This is a genomic window from Bacillus sp. Root131, from assembly GCF_001429475.1.
In the GTDB taxonomy this organism is placed as follows: domain Bacteria; phylum Bacillota; class Bacilli; order Bacillales; family Bacillaceae_G; genus Bacillus_A; species Bacillus_A thuringiensis_S.
Window position 1 is genome coordinate 2,582,339 of the sequence record NZ_LMJQ01000001.1, and the last position, 16,040, is coordinate 2,598,378.

Below are 16,040 nucleotides of genomic sequence, written 5' to 3' on the forward strand. Positions count from 1 at the left end.
AAGTGAGATTGAGGTGTAGAAGTAAGTAATCATGAAAAAGACCTGCTAATATAAGCAGGTCAACTTAAGGGGTTTATCCAACAGATTATTATATATGGTAACAACTGAATTGTAGTAAGTCTATACATTTAATATTGAGAAAAATTCTGCGAATGATATATTTTTTGCGCATATATTAACATCTAAAAAGTTGAGAAAGAAAATTAAAAAGCTTTTTATAAGAGAATAATGGTTGGTACTTATAGTATGATTCATATTTCCACGCATCATTATTAGAGAATTGGAGTTGTGTTGTTTTCTTTTTTGCCGTGATGGAACTCATATTATGATGTTTCATATAGAAACCTCCTGAATTTATATGTATACGATTAGTAGTATTCAAGAAAGGGAAATAAAATGAATATTTAAATTGAAACTCTTTCTTCATGTTTACTGGATTTACGTTATAAATGTTGTAAAACATATAAAACATGGATGCTAATTCATATTAAATAGGTGGAGAAACATAGAATAATGAAAAAATAATAAGCATCTATTCATCTCTTTCAAGTCGCATAAGTGATTGATATAATAGAAGTAGATGAAAGATAAAGAAAAGCAGGTGACTCTTTTTTGTTTACTAAAGCACAAGAACTTTTAGCGTCCTACTTTGGTTATTCTTCGTTTCGAAGAGGACAAGATGAAACAATTAAAAATGTACTAGATGGGAAAGATACAGTATGTATTATGCCAACGGGTGGCGGTAAGTCGATTTGTTATCAAATTCCGGCATTAGTATTTGAAGGAACGACGTTGGTTATATCGCCTTTAATATCACTTATGAAGGATCAAGTAGATACATTGGTACAGAATGGCATTTCAGCTACATATATTAATAGTTCTATTTCTATTGCCGAAGCAAATCAGCGAATTCAATTAGCGAAACAAGGACATTACAAATTACTTTATGTCGCGCCTGAGCGTCTTGATTCGATGGAGTTTGTTGACCAACTTATCGATATGAAAATCCCTATGATTGCGATTGATGAAGCACACTGTATTTCACAGTGGGGACATGATTTCCGTCCAAGTTATTTACATATACATCGCATATTAGATTATCTTCCAGAAAAACCGCTCGTATTAGCATTAACAGCAACAGCAACACCGCAAGTACGTGAGGACATTTGTAACACACTTGAAATTAATCAAGAAAATACAATTATGACAACGTTTGAGCGTGAGAACTTATCGTTTTCTGTCATTAAAGGGCAAGATCGAAATGCATATTTGGCGGATTATATTCGTCAAAATCAAAAGGAATCTGGGATTATATATGCAGCTACTAGAAAAGTAGTCGATCAGTTATATGAAGATTTAATGAAGGCTGGAGTTTCTGTATCAAAATATCATGCTGGTATGAGTGATAGTGATCGAAATGAGCAACAAGAACTCTTTTTACGAGATGAAGTAAGTGTAATGGTAGCAACATCTGCATTCGGGATGGGTATTGATAAATCGAATATTCGTTACGTAATTCATTATCAGCTTCCAAAAAATATGGAAAGTTACTATCAAGAAGCAGGACGTGCTGGTCGTGACGGATTAGATAGTACATGTATATTGTTATATTCTTCTCAAGATGTACAAGTACAGCGTTTTTTAATTGATCAATCAACTGGAGAATCACGTTTTTCAAATGAACTTGAAAAATTGCAAAATATGACCGATTACTGTCATACAGAACAATGTTTACAATCATTCATTTTGCAATACTTTGGAGAAGAACCGAAAGAAGATTGTGGACGCTGTGGTAATTGTACAGACGATCGCGAGAGCATTGATGTGACAAGGGAATCACAAATGGTTTTATCATGCATGATTAGAACGAACCAACGCTTTGGGAAGCAAATGATAGCGCAAGTATTAACGGGGTCGAAAAATAAGAAAGTTATTGAATTTAATTTTCATACTTTACCAACGTATGGGCTTTTATCGAACCGTAGTGTAAAAGAGGTCAGTGAGTTTATTGAGTTTTTAATTTCAGATGAGTTAATTGCAGTTGAACATGGCACTTATCCGACGTTAAAAGTAACAGAAAAAGGGAAAGAAGTATTACTTGGTAAAGAGAATGTTTTACGAAAAGAACGAGTAGAGACAAGACAAATTGTACAAGACCATCCTTTATTTGAAGTGCTTCGTGAAGTACGTAAAGAAATTGCACAAGGAGAAGGTGTACCTCCGTTCGTTATTTTCTCTGACCAAACATTAAAAGATATGTGCGTGAAAATGCCGCAAAGTGATTCCGAATTGTTGACGGTAAAAGGTATCGGAGAACACAAACTTGTGAAATATGGCTCGCACTTCTTACAAGCAGTTCAGCATTTTATTGAGGAAAATCCAAATTACGCTGAAACGATTAAGACAGAAGTAGTTGCAGAGCGTAAAAAGTCAGGAAAAGCGTCCGCAAATTCTCATTTAGAAACGTATGAAATGTATAAACAAGGTATTGATTTGAATGAGATTGCAAAAGAACGTAACTTATCAAGACAAACAATCGAAAACCATTTAATTCGCTGCTACGAGGATGGAATGGAAGTAGAGTGGCAAAGTTTTGTTCCAGCAGAGTATGAATCTCTTATTGAAACTGCCGTTCAAAATGCTGAGGGTGGTCTGAAATCTATTAAAGAACAGCTTCCGAATGAAGTGAGTTACTTTATGATTCGTGCTTATTTACAAATAAGAAAGTAGAGACATATAAAGGGGATAAGATTTTATGTATCATGTTTTCGTTTATGGCACGTTAAGAAGAGGACAAACGAATGCTCATTATATGTTAGGTGCAACGTGCATTGCAGACAGAGCTTGGACATATGGAAAATTATTTGATACGAATGAAGGATATCCGGCTATGACTTATTCGATTGAAGAAAAGGTGTATGGAGAAGTTTATGTAGTAAATGATGAGATATTGTGTAAGTTAGATGAACTAGAAGAATATACAGGTAATGCGGAGACCGATTTATATGATCGAATCACGCAAACAGTATATGTTGCTGATAGGGAAATAGAAGCATATGTGTATATCGCTCAAGATAAAAAGATGATATTGAAAGTTATTGATTCTGGTGACTGGGTGGAGTATCAAAAAGAAAAATAAAAGTAGCTAAAGAGTAGATAGTGGAATAATCCATTATCTATTTTTTATACTTTCACTTTCAAAATTCTTATTATTTTGATGAATTGTAAATATAGGGAAATCAAAAGGAGGATTTTTCATGGGCATTAGAAATTTAGTTTCTCACCTGTAACAGAAAAATAATTTGCAGGAGGAGAATAATAATGAACGAATTAAATGTAAAAGAATTTTATAAAAAACAATTTGAACTAATAAGCTATGATATAAATAATGAAAATTGGTTACAGGAAGTTGCTAAAGAAGTGCAAGAACAAGTTGGATATCCAATTCAGACGATGTTAGAACTAGGAGCTGGAAATGGCGGATTTGCAAGGGCGATGTCTAATTTGAATGTAAAAATGACTACTGTTGAGCTTGTACCGGAGTTAGCTATGTTTGCAAAAGAACATGCTACTAATGATATTGAGGTTCATTGCGCCGATTTTTATAAAATTAACTTTAAAGAAAAGTTTGATGTTGTTATTTATTTAGACGGATTTGGTGTAGGAACAGATGAGGAACAATTGATTCTATTAAAACGAATTAAAAATTGGATGATGGATGATGGATGTGCACTTATTGATATTTATCAACCGTTATATTGGGAAAAGGCCAATGGACAAGAAATGCCGATAGGTTCTGCAATGCGAAAGTATGAATATGATAGTGAAAATGCAAGAATGCTAGACCATTGGTGGGAAATAGATTCTTCAAATGATATCGTGACACAATCTTTACGCTGCTATGCTGTAGGTGAGATTAGTAATTTATGTGCCGAGGCTCATTTAAGTATAGTTGGGATTTTCCCAGGAGGAGCGCATGATTTTGAAGCTGGGAAATATAAAGAGCGATCCTCTTTAAATGAATGTTTATCATATCGAATAAAAGTAAAAAAGAGTAGGGATTAAATCCTTACTCTTTTTACTTTTATTGTGTGAATAATTGTCGTTTTTGTATACATCAATTTAATATATGTGTAGTTGTGTGATTTAAATGTTGCATATTCTTTTTAAATTAGAAAGATGAAAAGTAAGTTTTTTCGGAAAATTTAAATAGAAACTATTGACTTTATGATTGGATTTTTAATACAATGATACTTCGACTGAAAAATTAGAACGGACAGGAGGGAATCGTCGAAATGAGCAACATATTTGAAGATGAGTTACAAAAAATGAAGGATACTTTGCATACGATGGATGAGCAATTGGATAAGCTTGAAAAAATCCCAGTTTATTATGGAGAAGATTTTAAGGAGCAAATTCTTGAAAGTATGAGAGAGTCTAATAGACAAAATTTACGTATTGGTGTGCAAGAGCCGTACTTTGGAAGGTTAGATTTTCAGGAAGATGGTAAAGAAGCAGCTATGCCGATTTATATTGGAAAAGTAGGGGTTTCGGATATGGACACGATGAAACCAATCATTATTGATTGGAGAGCACCTGTCGCAAGTATGTTTTATTCATTTACCGGTGGAGAAGAATTAGCATTTTATCAATCACCAGATGGGTTAGTAGAAGGTGATGTGTATTTAAAACGAAACATTTCTATTCGAAAAAGAGAACTTGAACGTGTCGTTGATACATATGTAAAAGGAAATGAAGATGTATCACATGCCGATGATTTTCTTCTATATCGATTAGGTGAGAATAAAGATAATAAACTAAAGGATATTGTTTCAACGATTCAATCGGAACAAAATGATATTATTCGTGCGGAAAGAAACTTGCCATTATTAATTCAAGGGGTTGCAGGGAGCGGAAAGACAACAATTGCTTTACATCGCCTTGCTTTTTTGATTTATGAATATCGTGAGCAGCTAGAAGCTGAGAGAATGATCGTATTTGCGCCGAATAGTCTGTTTTTAGACTATATTTCGAGTGTACTTCCTGAATTAGGTGTAGGGAATATTAGTCAAACAACGTTTCCGGATTGGGCATTACGCACGTTAGATGATTCAGTGAAACTAAAGCAGACAGAAGAAAAATTGAAAGAAGCATTTTCAATTAATCGTGATGAAGAAAAGGTTATGCTCGGTAAATTGAAAGGTACACTGGAATTTAAGTTCTTTATTGAAGAGAGAATGATTCAATTTGAAAATGAATTAATACCAACAAGTGATTTTGAGGCATGGGACAAAGCTATTATTCCAGTAGAAGACATAAAAAAATGGATGCAAGTTGAATATAAACATTATCCATTAAAGAAAAGAAGAGAAAGATTAGTCGGCCGAATGAAGCGCTGGATTGAAATTGAACTGAAAAAGTATGGAGAAACAAACGAGAAGAAATTATTAAAAAAAGAAGCGACAAAGAGATTGAACACTTATATGAAGTTTTGGCCGAAAATGAGCCCACTTTCACTATATAGTTCAATATTGAAAAGTAAAGAAATACTCGAAGTATTGCCTGAAGAACTTGTGAAAGAAACTGAAAAGAGTTGTCGTAAAAAAGAAGTGTATGTAGAAGATTTACCAGCTTTAATTTACATACATCACCGCATAACAGGTATTGAAATCGGACAGAAATTCCATCACGTCGTTATTGATGAAGCGCAAGATTTTCCACCATTCCAAGTTTATGTATTAAAAGAAATTACACTAGGTAATTCTTTTACTATATTAGGTGATTTATCTCAAGCAATTTATGATTATCAAGGAATTGAAGATTGGAGTGCTTTTAAAGAAGTATTCCAAGAAACAGGTTATTATGAACTGACGAGAAGTTATCGTTCTACAAAAGAAATTATAGAATTTGCGAACGAAATAATTAAAAATGCAGAGATTCCAGTTGGGCTCGCAACACCAGTTTTTCGCAGTGGTGAAGATGTTAAGGTAATCCATGCAGAAGATCAATTTAATGAGATTATGAAGACGTTAAAACATCTACAAAACGAAGATGTGAAAACCATTGCGGTAATAGGAAGAACAGACGATGAATGCCGCGATATATATGAGAAATTAACAAAAGCAGGATTGGCTGTAAACGTTATTGAAGCAGATCAAAGTAAATATGAAGGTGGTATTTCAGTAGTACCTGTCTATTTAGCGAAAGGTTTAGAATTTGATGCGGTGCTTTTAATTGATGTGGATGAAGAACATTACAAAAACACAAAACATGATGCAAAGTTACTATATGTCGGATGTACGAGATCACTTCATGATTTATGGATTTTCCATAGTGGGGAAGCGTCACCTTTAATTAAAGGATTAAAATAAAGTGAAACTATAATCAGTGGGGAGTTTTACTGCAAGCTAATGTAGGATAAATATAAAAAGAGGATTTTCTAGTACTGTATGAAAATCCTCTTTTTTATATTGAAATGGTAGATGTGTAAAATGACAATAAAGTTATTTAATTTTAAAACCTAAAACAAGTATAACCCCGCTCTAAATTTAGGACGGGGTTAAAACATAGTTATTTAATTTTCGATATAAGATACTTCACTGTACTTAAAAATATAACAATAAAGTCGTTTGAAAATCTAAGTTTTATTCAACAATATCGCCCATTGTTGAATAATGTTCAATTTTAAACGAATAAAGCCATTAATATTAAATTTTGATAGCTATCATCCAATTTTACACCCTTTGCTTTTCTACCCTCTTCAAAGAAGCCTAGATTCTTATATAACTGGATTGCACCTAGATTATCTTCCATTACCTCAAGACAAACTTTTTCAATCTTACTGTTATTTTTAGCCCAATTGATTAACGTTTCTAGAAGAGCTCTTCCAATACCATAATTTCGATATTCAGGTAGTATGGTCATCGCAAAAGCCCCTTGATGACTAATTTTTTCTTTGTTTCCGTTCTTAAAATCTATTGCACCGACTAACTTACCATCAACTTCAGCAATAAACTGTACATAATTTGGATTTTCATGATAAGCTTTTAACGTTTTTTGAATAGCATCGATACGCACCTTTTTTACATCCTCAACCGTACTTAGCGTGTATGGAGCGTTTATTAAAGCTTTTGAAGCAGAATCTAGTATTCTTTCTGCATCCTGTTCTTTAGCTTCTCTAATTATTACTGTTTTTCCATCCTTAGATTTATAAGTAAAAACATTAGTTGATAAGATACTACACACACCCTTTCGGAATATAATTAATTAAAATTTTTAACTGTTTCGCGATTCTTAAGTAAGAAAAAGTCGTATCACCTTTTTCTGCATTCGCTCTGCTTCAACTTAATAACGATTATTTCAAATGTTTCTAATTTTTACAATAATTTATTCCGTTATATAACCCGATTTTTGAATAACATGACTGGCGTTTTTTAAACAAATTCATTATCTCTGTACAAGATGAATTAACGACTTGAGCTGTTGTATAAATAATATACAATGACCTTTTCTAATTCCTTAGTTTGTCCTTTTTCCCGTATACGAACGGCATCTACTGGAATTTGTGTATGTTTTAACCAATCTAGAATAAGGTGTAGTTGTACTTGTATTTGACCAATGTGTAGCTTCTTTATGTTCTTATTCTGAATTCTATTAATTAATTGCAGCATATAGGGAAGTTTTTCTATACATTCGCTTAAATCTCCGCAATAACCTGAAGGGAATTCATTTGTACCAAATTCTAAAGTATTGATGTAATTAGAAACTAGGTATATCATGGCTTTTTGTTCGGTATAACCACCTAATTCAATCGCTTTTCGAAGGGATTTTTCTAAATCGTCTTCTTTATTGCTAGAGTCCATATAAATTCCTATCCATCTAAAAGGTCTTGAATCAATCGGATTGTTTTCTGTCCATCTATATAGAATATCAATTAGAAAACTATTTAGTGAGAAAGTTAAGACCTCATCTTTTTCGTTTAATGCATCTAAAATAGTAAACAGCGAAATGGCAAACTCTTCTTGATCTTTTGATTCCCATTTCTTTGCATTTGAAATAAATGTCTCTAAATGTTTATAAGCTAATTTTCGAAGTCCCGCTTCGCGATGCTGACAGTAACAAATAAAATCATGCCAATGTTCATTTGTATTCATATTTATAATAATGGTTTGTAATGCAGTGTGAGGTTTATGTATTATAAGTCCCCCAATCTATTAAGAACGTGTTGAAAATTTAGTGTTATTATATCATTACATAAATTAAAAAGGGAGAGTTACTATGATTACAAAAGTAATTACGAAAAGTAATTGGGAAATCGCAAAAATAATTGGAGAAATTAATGAAGATTCACTTATAGAAGAGGGATTTATTCATTGTTCATTAGTAGATCAAGCTTTAAAAGTTGCAGAAAAATATTTCAAGCATGAAGAAGATGTTTTATTACTTACAATTGATCCAGCCCTATTAAAAGCAGAAGTAAAATATGAACTTGCTTCTAACGGTCAAGAATATCCGCATGTTTACGGAGTAATTAATGTTGAGGCGATTGTAGAGGTTGTTCCATTGCATAAAGAAAACGGAGAGTTTATCCCGCATTAACAGACAGCTCGATTGGTGAGGGCTGATAATCAGTGGGGAATGAACCAAACCCCCACTGATTAAAAAAGATAAGTATGTTATATATGTTAGTGAGAAAAGCGCAAATCATATAGTTAGTGTGTTTTATTATCCGTTTTTTTGTAAAAAATATTGTTTTTATCACACTAATACTGTACGATACATAGTATAAAACATATACTGTATGACATATAGTAATGGAAAAGAGGTGAGTGAATGGATGCTTTATTAAATTCGTTAATTACTGAACTAAGAAGAGGAACATTAACATTAGCGGTTTTAAGCCAGTTAAGAACACCGCAGTATGGGTATTCACTTGTCCAATTATTGGAGAAATCAGGGATCACAATCGATCAAAGTACTTTATATCCACTACTTCGCCGATTAGAAAAGCAAGAGCTAGTGACGAGTAGTTGGGATAAAACGGAGAGTAGACCGCGTAAGTATTACGTTTTAAGTGAATACGGATTAGAGATATTTTTGCAGTTAAAAAAGGAATGGATAAAGGATTCGAAGGAACTTTATAACTTATTAAAGGAGGACAAGAATGAATTTAATTGATATTTATGTCGAGGAAGTAGCGAAGAGATTACCTGAAAAAAATCGTGAAGATATTATTCTTGAACTACGGTCAACAATCGAGGATATGTTACCGGATGATTATAATGAAGATGATGAAAAAAGAGTTCTTGAAAAATTGGGAAGTCCAGTTGCATTAGCTAATGGATACTTGGATAGACCAATGCATTTAATTGGACCACGTTATTTTGATGTATATATGACATTATTAAAAATGATCTTACCAATCGCAGTTGTAATTGCGCTTATTTCAATGGTTGCAGAAAATTTTATTAGTTATAGTGGTGATCAGGCTGTATTAAATGTTATTTTAAAATTGATAGGTGAAGGCATTGGAAGAACGTTTGAAGTAGGTTTCCAAGTATTTTTCTGGCTGACAGTTGTGTTTGCTGTTATAGAAAGAACGGATAAAGAAAAGGACCCACAACCATTAACAACAAGTTTAAAAAAATGGACGCCAGATGATTTGAAAAATATTGCGTATATCCCGAAGAAAAAGGCGATCTCAAAGTTTGAAGTGTTTGGAGGTCTAATGTGGACGGCAATATGGGCTACACTTTACTTCTATGCGAATCATCTCGTTGGCGTATACAATGGTACGGAAAATGGACTGAAGTTTGTCTCGCCAACTTTTAATCAAGATGTTTTACTGCAGTACTGGCCAATTGTTGTAATTATGATCGTTTTTGAAATAGGTATATCCCTTTATAAATTAGTGCAAGGAAAATGGACGCAAAGATTGGCGATTGGAAATGCTATTCTTCAAGTAGCTGGGACGATAGTATTCATTGTAATTGTAGTAAATCCACATTTATTTAACACAGGATTTATTACGTATTTGGCAAATGCATTTACTATTTCCACAGAGGAGTTTAAAACGTGGCTCATTGGGGGAGGAATTTTCTTCTATACGTTATCTGCTGCAATAAATATATTTGATGGTTTCCGAAAAGCTAGTATTCGTACGTAGATAAAAATCGGAAATTTCGGTAAAATAAAACTATTAAAAAGATAGTGAAATAAGATGAACATGATGAAAGGAAGAAAACAATGATAAGGGAAGCAACGAAAAGAGATTTAGCATACATTTTAGATATTTATAACGATGCGATACTTTATACAACAGCTGTATATGCGTATAAACCTGTAACCCTTGAAAATAGAATAGATTGGTATGAACAAAAAAAGGCCGAAGGGTATCCAATTTTTATATACGAATTAGATAATAAAGTAGTAGGATTTGCGACATTCGGCCCATTTAGAGCGTGGCCTGCTTATAAATATTCAGTTGAACATTCTGTGTATGTAGATAAGACATATAGAAAAAATGGCATTGGGTCTTTATTCATGAAAGAATTAATTAAAATTGCGAAGGAACGAGAGTATATGACCTTAATTGCTGGAATTGATGCAGAGAATGAGAAAAGTATTGCCTTGCATCAAAACTATGGATTTGTTCATGCAGGGACAATAAAAAAAGCTGGTTATAAGTTTAATAAATGGCTAGATTTAGCTTTTTATCAGCTGGAGCTTAACGGTCCTGAAAATCCTATAGAAGAATAAATATTTTTCGGTAGCAAGAAAAAATTCATGCTACCTTTTTCTTATTTTAATAGCTGATGAAAAGGTTTTTTATATTCAATATTGAATTATTAGAAGTTAATATAACGATATGAAAAGAGGGATGGAAATGGAAACTGTCATAAATAAAATAAAAGAGGTACAATCTAATTATGTGGGAATGGAAATTTATTCTACAAAAAACAATCGTATAGTTGCTTCATATAATAGTGAATTAAATATTCCGTTAGCATCAGCAGCAAAATTAGTTATTGGATTTGTAGTAGCACAAATGGTGAAGGAAAATAAACATAATTGGAATGATATACTTCATCACATTAAATTTAATCCGCATGAAGATAGTACGCAGTTATATCCGCATTTACAAGGAAGAACTTCTTTAACACTTAGTCAAGCGGTCGAGGTAATGATAGCTTGTCATGATAGTTACGTTGCACAGTCAGTTGTAATGCACTGTGGTGGATGGGATGCTGTGAAAATGTATGTACAAACGTACTTTTCAAAAATTCATATACAAGAGAATGCTAGAGATGAGAAAAATATTGGAGACTTAAATGAAGTTCTTGCCCTTTTGATACAAACCTTTCAAGGTTATAAATCAGAACCAGAATTATGGGAACCAATTATTAGTGGCATGGTAAGACAACAAGGAGAGTATGAAGAAATCCCATATTATCATTTAGCTCATATGACAGGTGGATTGCTCACAGCTACAATAAATATTGGTATAATAGGAATGTTTAACGAATTTCCGCTTCTTTATGTGATTGGGGGAAAAGATTTACCGAATCGACGTGAAAATAAAGAGGTAGATGAAGCTTTTGCAGTAGTTTTAAAGTACATATACAAAGAATATAGTGAAAACATGCTAGGAGTGAGCGGTTGAAAAGAAACTTAAAGACTTCAACAATCATTATTTTAATTTTAACGATTATTGCTCTTGAAGTTGGAATCGCACTATCTAATCACAATTTGTCATTAGATACAATTTACTTTGCAGCAATCCTTATTTGTATTGTATTGCTTTTTGGTACACGTGTTTCTGAAAAGAAAGAAAGTAAATCGAAACGAGGGCGAAGAAAAACAGCTCTTATATTTTGGCCATCTATTTTATTGTCTATCACTTGTTTCGCAGTTATAAGTTACATAAGGATAGGCTATGTCTCTGTACCAGGGATAATTGGCTTTTCATGCTTTGTTACATATGGTGGATTCGTATGTATTAGTATTTTAAAGAGAAAAAATAAAATGTAGCTTACTGAGCTGAAAGGAAGCAATATATATGAAACATATAAAGAACGGTACACGCACTGAAGGAGAATATATTAAAAATAAAGTTATTCAATATAATATGTCCATCTTAACAGATGAGGCAAGACAGACGATGGAAGAAGTAAGCCTCGTAGTAAAAAATGAAGAAGGAAAAATTTTTGGTGGCGTAACAGGTACGATGTATTTTTATCACCTTCATATCGACTTTTTATGGGTTGATGAATCAGTTCGTCATGACGGTTATGGTAGCCAACTTTTACATGAAATTGAAGGTATTGCGAAGGAAAAAGGGTGTAGATTAATATTGCTAGATTCATTTAGTTTCCAAGCACCAGAATTTTATAAAAAGCACGGTTACAGGGAGTATGGTGTCGTTGAAGATCACCCGAAAGGTCATAGTCAGCACTTTTTTGAAAAGAGATTATAAAGTGAAACTTTAATCAGTGGGGGTTTTACGGGTAGCCGGATCCCACCAAACTTCTTTGCTTTTGCTGAATTTTGAGGTGGGGTCTTACTGCACGGCAAATAGCGGGATAATAATATTATGTATACTGGTTGATGGGAGAAAGCATATGTACACGTATAAATTGCAACAAGAACAACCAGTCTGTGCAGAAAAAATAAAAAAACTTTATGATTCTGTCGGTTGGTGGCCAGAAAGAAAAGAAGTCGATATTGAAATAATGTTAAAGAATAGTATAGCAATTGGAGTATGGGAAGAAAATGAATTAATTGGATTTGCTAGAGTCGTTTCTGATGGTGTTTTTCGAGCATACATTGAAGATGTTGTCATACATGAGAGTGTAAGAAATAAAGGTATTGGAGAGAAGATGCTTACAATATTACTTCGAGAAATATCTCATATTGATATTGTTAGTCTATTTTGCGGAGAGAAGCTAATAAAGTTTTATGGTGAGCAACAATTTCAAGCAACGAAGCAAATTGTGATGCATCGTAATCAAACAGGGAAAGAATAAGAGGTGCCAATTAAAATGAATGCAACAAGAGCGTACTGTTTATCGAAAAGAAAAGCGACAGAAGATTCTCCAGATGGTTGGAGTGCAACATGTATGAGGCTTAATAATAAAATATTTGCGATAGTAAATCATGAAGAAGGTGAAAAAGCTGCGATTACATTGAAGTGTGATCCAGAAGTCGCATTAAGAATAAGAGAAGATTATCCAGAAACAATTATTCCAGGGTATCATATGAATAAAAAACATTGGAATACCGTTTATATTCGTAAGGGTATAGAACAGGAGCAAATAAATAAAATGATTGATTGGTCGTATGATTTAGTACTACAATCATTTTCAAAGAAAAAGCAGCAGGAGTTAATGAATTAATATGTATTAGGAGTGTGTGTAATGAAAGATTCGATTAAAGATACGTATGATAAATTAGCGAGTACATATAAAGAAAATCTAGATTTCGCAAATCCATATAACAGTTATTATGAAAGACCGGCGATGATGGAGCTTATTCCAAAGGAACTAGAAGGAAAAAAGATACTAGATGCTGGATGTGCAGCTGGATGGTATACTTCTCAATTCATAGGAAGAAGAGCAAATGTTACAGCAATTGATATAAGTCCTGAAATGGTAAAAGCAGCAAAAGAAAATATAGGAGAAGAAGCAACGTTCCTTTGTCATGATCTGCAAGAAACATTGCCATTTGAAGATAGTACGTATGATGTGATTGTAAGTTCGTTAACTCTTCATTACTTAGAAAATTGGAATCAAGTATTTCAAGAATTTCGTCGTGTACTGAAGCCAGATGGAGAACTTATTTATTCTATTCATCATCCTTTTATGGATTTCACAAAGTTTCCATGTGAAAATTATTTTGAAAAACAGTTATTAATAGATACTTGGGTTAAACCGAATATTACTATTGAAGTCAAGTTTTTCAGAAGGTCACTACAAGACATAATAAATGAAACTACAAATTATTTTGTATTAGAAGAGATAGTGGAACCGAAGGCAGTTGAAAAGATGAAAGAAGTAGACGAAAAATCATATTATTATCTAAATATGAATCCACATTTTCTTATCATAAAAGCAACTAATAAATAGCTAGTAAAATAACTTTATTTTACTAGCTATTTACAGTTATACATTATATATTAGGAGACTTTAAAATGAATACGAAACGAAATAGAGTATTATATGCACTATTTACTATAGTTGTTATTATTTTAGGTCTTAGCTCAAGGAAGTTTTCTTTTGCACTACCACATCTATTAAATGATTACTTAGGCGATGCTTTATGGGCATTAATGATTTTCACTGGCTTTGGATTTTTGTTTCTTAAAACAGAGACGAAGAAGTTGTCTTTTATTAGTTTAATGTTTTGCTACGGGATTGAAGTGAGCCAATTGTATCATGCTGAATGGATAGATAGCATGCGTGCAACGACTTTGGGTGGACTCGTGTTGGGATACGGTTTTTTGTGGAGTGATTTAGTGGCTTATACAATTGGTGTTGGAGTGGGAATACTGTGTGAGGTTATTTTTCGGAAGAAATAAGAATTGTAAAAGGAGTATTTGTAAATGGAACAAGCACTGGAAATTGCAAAGTTTTGGTTTCAAAATGAACATGTCACAGCTACTGTAATGCAACCAAAAGTAGCGAAGGTTATATGCAAGAATAAAGAGTATATTTTAAAGAGAACGGGATCGATAGACCAACTTCTAGTTGAATTCGATGTTTTGGATCAACTGTATGAAAAGGGAATTAAAGTACAGAGAGTAGTAAAGACAGAAAATGATGAACAATATGTATTATATAAAGAAAAATATTATTGCTTATATGAGTATGTTGCCGGAAGTGTTTTAGAAATAAAAGATACGGATAAGCTGGAAAGGCTAGCAAGTACAATTGGAGAAGAAATAGCTAATCTGCACAAAGCATTATATTCGGTGAATAGTGATCATGAGTTAATAAAAAGAAATTTATATAAGACGGTATTTGAATGGGCTATACCAATTTTAGAAAAGAATGAGTATGTTCATCGAGAGGTAATTCAAAAGATGGAGCGAATGCACACAGATTTCAAGGAAACGGTCCATCCATTACCGAGACAAATTATTCATCGTGATATGCATCTATCAAATGTAATCTTTAAAGATGATAAACTGGAAGGGTTTATAGATTTCGATATTTTAGAAAATAATGTAAAAATATTTGATATATGTTATTGCTGTACAAGTGTATTAAGCGAGGTATTTAGTGATGAAAGATTAAGAGGAAAATGGTTACATATCGTTAGCAAAGTCTTTGAAGGTTATTATAAACAAAATGATTTAACGAAAGAAGAACTAAAAGCTATTTGGTATGTTATGCTTTCAATTCAAATTATCTTTATTGCTTATTTTGTCCAGTTACCAGATTTATTAAAGTTAAATGAAGAAATGTTCTTCTGGATCTTTGCTAATAAGGAAGATATTGAAGAAGTTATAGAAGGTATCGTAAAGGTATGAAAAAAATAATATTAATTGGTTCTGGTGGTTCAGGAAAATCTACACTAGCAAGACAGTTAGGAAATAAATTAAATATTAAGGTGCATCATCTTGATGTATTATTTTGGAAACCGAATTGGGAAGGTGTTCCGAGAGAAGAACAAATAACAGTTCAAAATAACTTAATTAAAGATGAGAAGTGGATTATTGATGGGAATTATGGCGGGACGATGGGTATCAGACTGAATGCAGCTGATACAATTATTTTCCTTGATATTCATAGAACAATTTGTATTTATCGTGCTTTTAAAAGAATTGTAAAATACCGAAATAAAACAAGACCAGATATGGGCGCGGGGTGTGAAGAAAGATTTGATTTGCAATTTTTTAAATGGATATGGGAATATCCTAATGCTAAACGACCTACAATTTTAAAAGAGTTAGAGCAATTGCCCGAAGAGAAAAAGGTTATTGTTTTAAAATCTCCAAATGAGGTTCGGAAATTTTTAGAGCACATATAATAATAGAATGT

The 16,040-nt window shown here is 32.7% G+C and carries 19 protein-coding genes; 17 read left to right on the top strand and 2 right to left on the bottom strand.

Annotation, left to right across the window (positions count from 1 at the left end; all coding sequences use genetic code 11):
* The first annotated feature begins 612 nt into the window (after positions 1-612).
* The 4 genes from recQ to ASE54_RS12975 all read left to right on the top strand — a co-directional run bounded on the left by recQ (position 613) and on the right by ASE54_RS12975 (position 6,371).
* Entirely contained in the window at positions 613-2,730 is a 2,118-nt protein-coding gene (gene recQ, locus ASE54_RS12960) for a DNA helicase RecQ (protein WP_000494275.1), read from the top strand.
* A 25-nt stretch (positions 2,731-2,755) separates the two neighbouring features.
* Complete coding sequence (locus ASE54_RS12965) at positions 2,756-3,139, top strand: gamma-glutamylcyclotransferase (RefSeq protein ID WP_000274901.1); 384 nt, start codon at positions 2,756-2,758, stop codon at positions 3,137-3,139.
* Between the two features lie 182 nt (positions 3,140-3,321).
* Positions 3,322-4,065 (top strand): class I SAM-dependent methyltransferase, encoded by a 744-nt coding sequence (locus ASE54_RS12970; RefSeq protein ID WP_001004294.1) that lies wholly within the window; start codon positions 3,322-3,324, stop codon positions 4,063-4,065.
* Positions 4,066-4,295: 230 nt separating this feature from the next.
* Positions 4,296-6,371, top strand: a complete 2,076-nt coding sequence (locus ASE54_RS12975; RefSeq protein WP_000065164.1) for a 3'-5' exonuclease — start codon at positions 4,296-4,298, stop codon at positions 6,369-6,371.
* A 313-nt stretch (positions 6,372-6,684) separates the two neighbouring features.
* Here ASE54_RS12975 and ASE54_RS12980 read toward each other — a convergent pair whose 3' ends face one another.
* A complete protein-coding gene (locus ASE54_RS12980; protein WP_000337120.1) occupies positions 6,685-7,245 on the bottom strand; it encodes a GNAT family N-acetyltransferase in 561 nt (186 codons plus the stop codon).
* A gap of 221 nt (positions 7,246-7,466) precedes the next feature.
* Entirely contained in the window at positions 7,467-8,153 is a 687-nt protein-coding gene (locus ASE54_RS12985) for a hypothetical protein (RefSeq protein ID WP_001095278.1), read from the bottom strand.
* A gap of 124 nt (positions 8,154-8,277) precedes the next feature.
* Between ASE54_RS12985 and ASE54_RS12990 the strand changes: the two genes are divergently transcribed.
* The 13 genes from ASE54_RS12990 (at position 8,278) to ASE54_RS13050 (ending at position 16,029) form a co-directional block, all read left to right on the top strand.
* Positions 8,278-8,598, top strand: a complete 321-nt coding sequence (locus ASE54_RS12990; protein ID WP_000629079.1) for a DUF952 domain-containing protein — start codon at positions 8,278-8,280, stop codon at positions 8,596-8,598.
* Between the two features lie 234 nt (positions 8,599-8,832).
* Positions 8,833-9,177, top strand: a complete 345-nt coding sequence (locus tag ASE54_RS12995; RefSeq protein WP_000339346.1) for a PadR family transcriptional regulator — start codon at positions 8,833-8,835, stop codon at positions 9,175-9,177.
* Positions 9,164-10,165: a hypothetical protein gene (locus tag ASE54_RS13000; protein WP_001048843.1), complete on the top strand. Its 1,002-nt coding sequence runs from the start codon at positions 9,164-9,166 to the stop codon at positions 10,163-10,165. The genes ASE54_RS12995 and ASE54_RS13000 overlap by 14 nt, the downstream gene beginning before the upstream one ends.
* Positions 10,166-10,245: 80 nt before the next feature.
* Positions 10,246-10,758, top strand: a complete 513-nt coding sequence (locus tag ASE54_RS13005; protein ID WP_000617519.1) for a GNAT family N-acetyltransferase — start codon at positions 10,246-10,248, stop codon at positions 10,756-10,758.
* 127 nt (positions 10,759-10,885) lie between these two features.
* Entirely contained in the window at positions 10,886-11,662 is a 777-nt protein-coding gene (locus ASE54_RS13010) for a serine hydrolase (RefSeq protein WP_000450757.1), read from the top strand.
* Positions 11,659-12,030 (top strand): hypothetical protein, encoded by a 372-nt coding sequence (locus tag ASE54_RS13015; RefSeq protein ID WP_000827988.1) that lies wholly within the window; start codon positions 11,659-11,661, stop codon positions 12,028-12,030. The genes ASE54_RS13010 and ASE54_RS13015 overlap by 4 nt, the downstream gene beginning before the upstream one ends.
* Positions 12,031-12,058: 28 nt before the next feature.
* A complete protein-coding gene (locus tag ASE54_RS13020) occupies positions 12,059-12,475 on the top strand; it encodes a GNAT family N-acetyltransferase (protein WP_000680538.1) in 417 nt (138 codons plus the stop codon).
* Positions 12,476-12,620: 145 nt separating this feature from the next.
* A complete protein-coding gene (locus tag ASE54_RS13025) occupies positions 12,621-13,025 on the top strand; it encodes a GNAT family N-acetyltransferase (protein ID WP_000288980.1) in 405 nt (134 codons plus the stop codon).
* A gap of 15 nt (positions 13,026-13,040) precedes the next feature.
* Positions 13,041-13,394: an MmcQ/YjbR family DNA-binding protein gene (locus ASE54_RS13030; protein ID WP_000994625.1), complete on the top strand. Its 354-nt coding sequence runs from the start codon at positions 13,041-13,043 to the stop codon at positions 13,392-13,394.
* Positions 13,395-13,415: 21 nt separating this feature from the next.
* Positions 13,416-14,123: a class I SAM-dependent methyltransferase gene (locus tag ASE54_RS13035; protein WP_000655259.1), complete on the top strand. Its 708-nt coding sequence runs from the start codon at positions 13,416-13,418 to the stop codon at positions 14,121-14,123.
* 65 nt (positions 14,124-14,188) lie between these two features.
* On the top strand, positions 14,189-14,575 hold the full coding sequence (locus ASE54_RS13040; protein ID WP_001093452.1) for a DUF2809 domain-containing protein: 387 nt from the start codon (positions 14,189-14,191) through the stop codon (positions 14,573-14,575).
* A 24-nt stretch (positions 14,576-14,599) separates the two neighbouring features.
* Positions 14,600-15,529, top strand: a complete 930-nt coding sequence (locus ASE54_RS13045) for a phosphotransferase (protein ID WP_000434085.1) — start codon at positions 14,600-14,602, stop codon at positions 15,527-15,529.
* The gene (locus ASE54_RS13050; protein WP_000720571.1) at positions 15,526-16,029 is read left to right on the top strand and encodes a DNA topology modulation protein; all 504 of its coding nucleotides are present in this window, start codon (positions 15,526-15,528) and stop codon (positions 16,027-16,029) included. Before ASE54_RS13045 ends, ASE54_RS13050 begins: the two co-directional genes overlap by 4 nt.
* Positions 16,030-16,040 lie beyond the last annotated feature (11 nt).

Excerpts from the sequence above, each read along its gene's own strand:
- ASE54_RS12965 (WP_000274901.1), top strand. The coding sequence starts at position 2,756 with ATGTATCATGTTTTCGTTTATGGCACGTTAAGAAGAGGACAAACGAAT.
- ASE54_RS12970 (WP_001004294.1), top strand. The coding sequence starts at position 3,322 with ATGAACGAATTAAATGTAAAAGAATTTTATAAAAAACAATTTGAACTA.
- ASE54_RS12975 (WP_000065164.1), top strand. The coding sequence starts at position 4,296 with ATGAGCAACATATTTGAAGATGAGTTACAAAAAATGAAGGATACTTTG.
- ASE54_RS12985 (WP_001095278.1), bottom strand. The coding sequence starts at position 8,153 with ATGAATACAAATGAACATTGGCATGATTTTATTTGTTACTGTCAGCAT.
- ASE54_RS12990 (WP_000629079.1), top strand. The coding sequence starts at position 8,278 with ATGATTACAAAAGTAATTACGAAAAGTAATTGGGAAATCGCAAAAATA.
- ASE54_RS12995 (WP_000339346.1), top strand. The coding sequence starts at position 8,833 with ATGGATGCTTTATTAAATTCGTTAATTACTGAACTAAGAAGAGGAACA.
- ASE54_RS13000 (WP_001048843.1), top strand. The coding sequence starts at position 9,164 with ATGAATTTAATTGATATTTATGTCGAGGAAGTAGCGAAGAGATTACCT.
- ASE54_RS13005 (WP_000617519.1), top strand. The coding sequence starts at position 10,246 with ATGATAAGGGAAGCAACGAAAAGAGATTTAGCATACATTTTAGATATT.
- ASE54_RS13010 (WP_000450757.1), top strand. The coding sequence starts at position 10,886 with ATGGAAACTGTCATAAATAAAATAAAAGAGGTACAATCTAATTATGTG.
- ASE54_RS13020 (WP_000680538.1), top strand. The coding sequence starts at position 12,059 with ATGAAACATATAAAGAACGGTACACGCACTGAAGGAGAATATATTAAA.
- ASE54_RS13025 (WP_000288980.1), top strand. The coding sequence starts at position 12,621 with ATGTACACGTATAAATTGCAACAAGAACAACCAGTCTGTGCAGAAAAA.
- ASE54_RS13030 (WP_000994625.1), top strand. The coding sequence starts at position 13,041 with ATGAATGCAACAAGAGCGTACTGTTTATCGAAAAGAAAAGCGACAGAA.
- ASE54_RS13035 (WP_000655259.1), top strand. The coding sequence starts at position 13,416 with ATGAAAGATTCGATTAAAGATACGTATGATAAATTAGCGAGTACATAT.
- ASE54_RS13040 (WP_001093452.1), top strand. The coding sequence starts at position 14,189 with ATGAATACGAAACGAAATAGAGTATTATATGCACTATTTACTATAGTT.
- ASE54_RS13045 (WP_000434085.1), top strand. The coding sequence starts at position 14,600 with ATGGAACAAGCACTGGAAATTGCAAAGTTTTGGTTTCAAAATGAACAT.
- ASE54_RS13050 (WP_000720571.1), top strand. The coding sequence starts at position 15,526 with ATGAAAAAAATAATATTAATTGGTTCTGGTGGTTCAGGAAAATCTACA.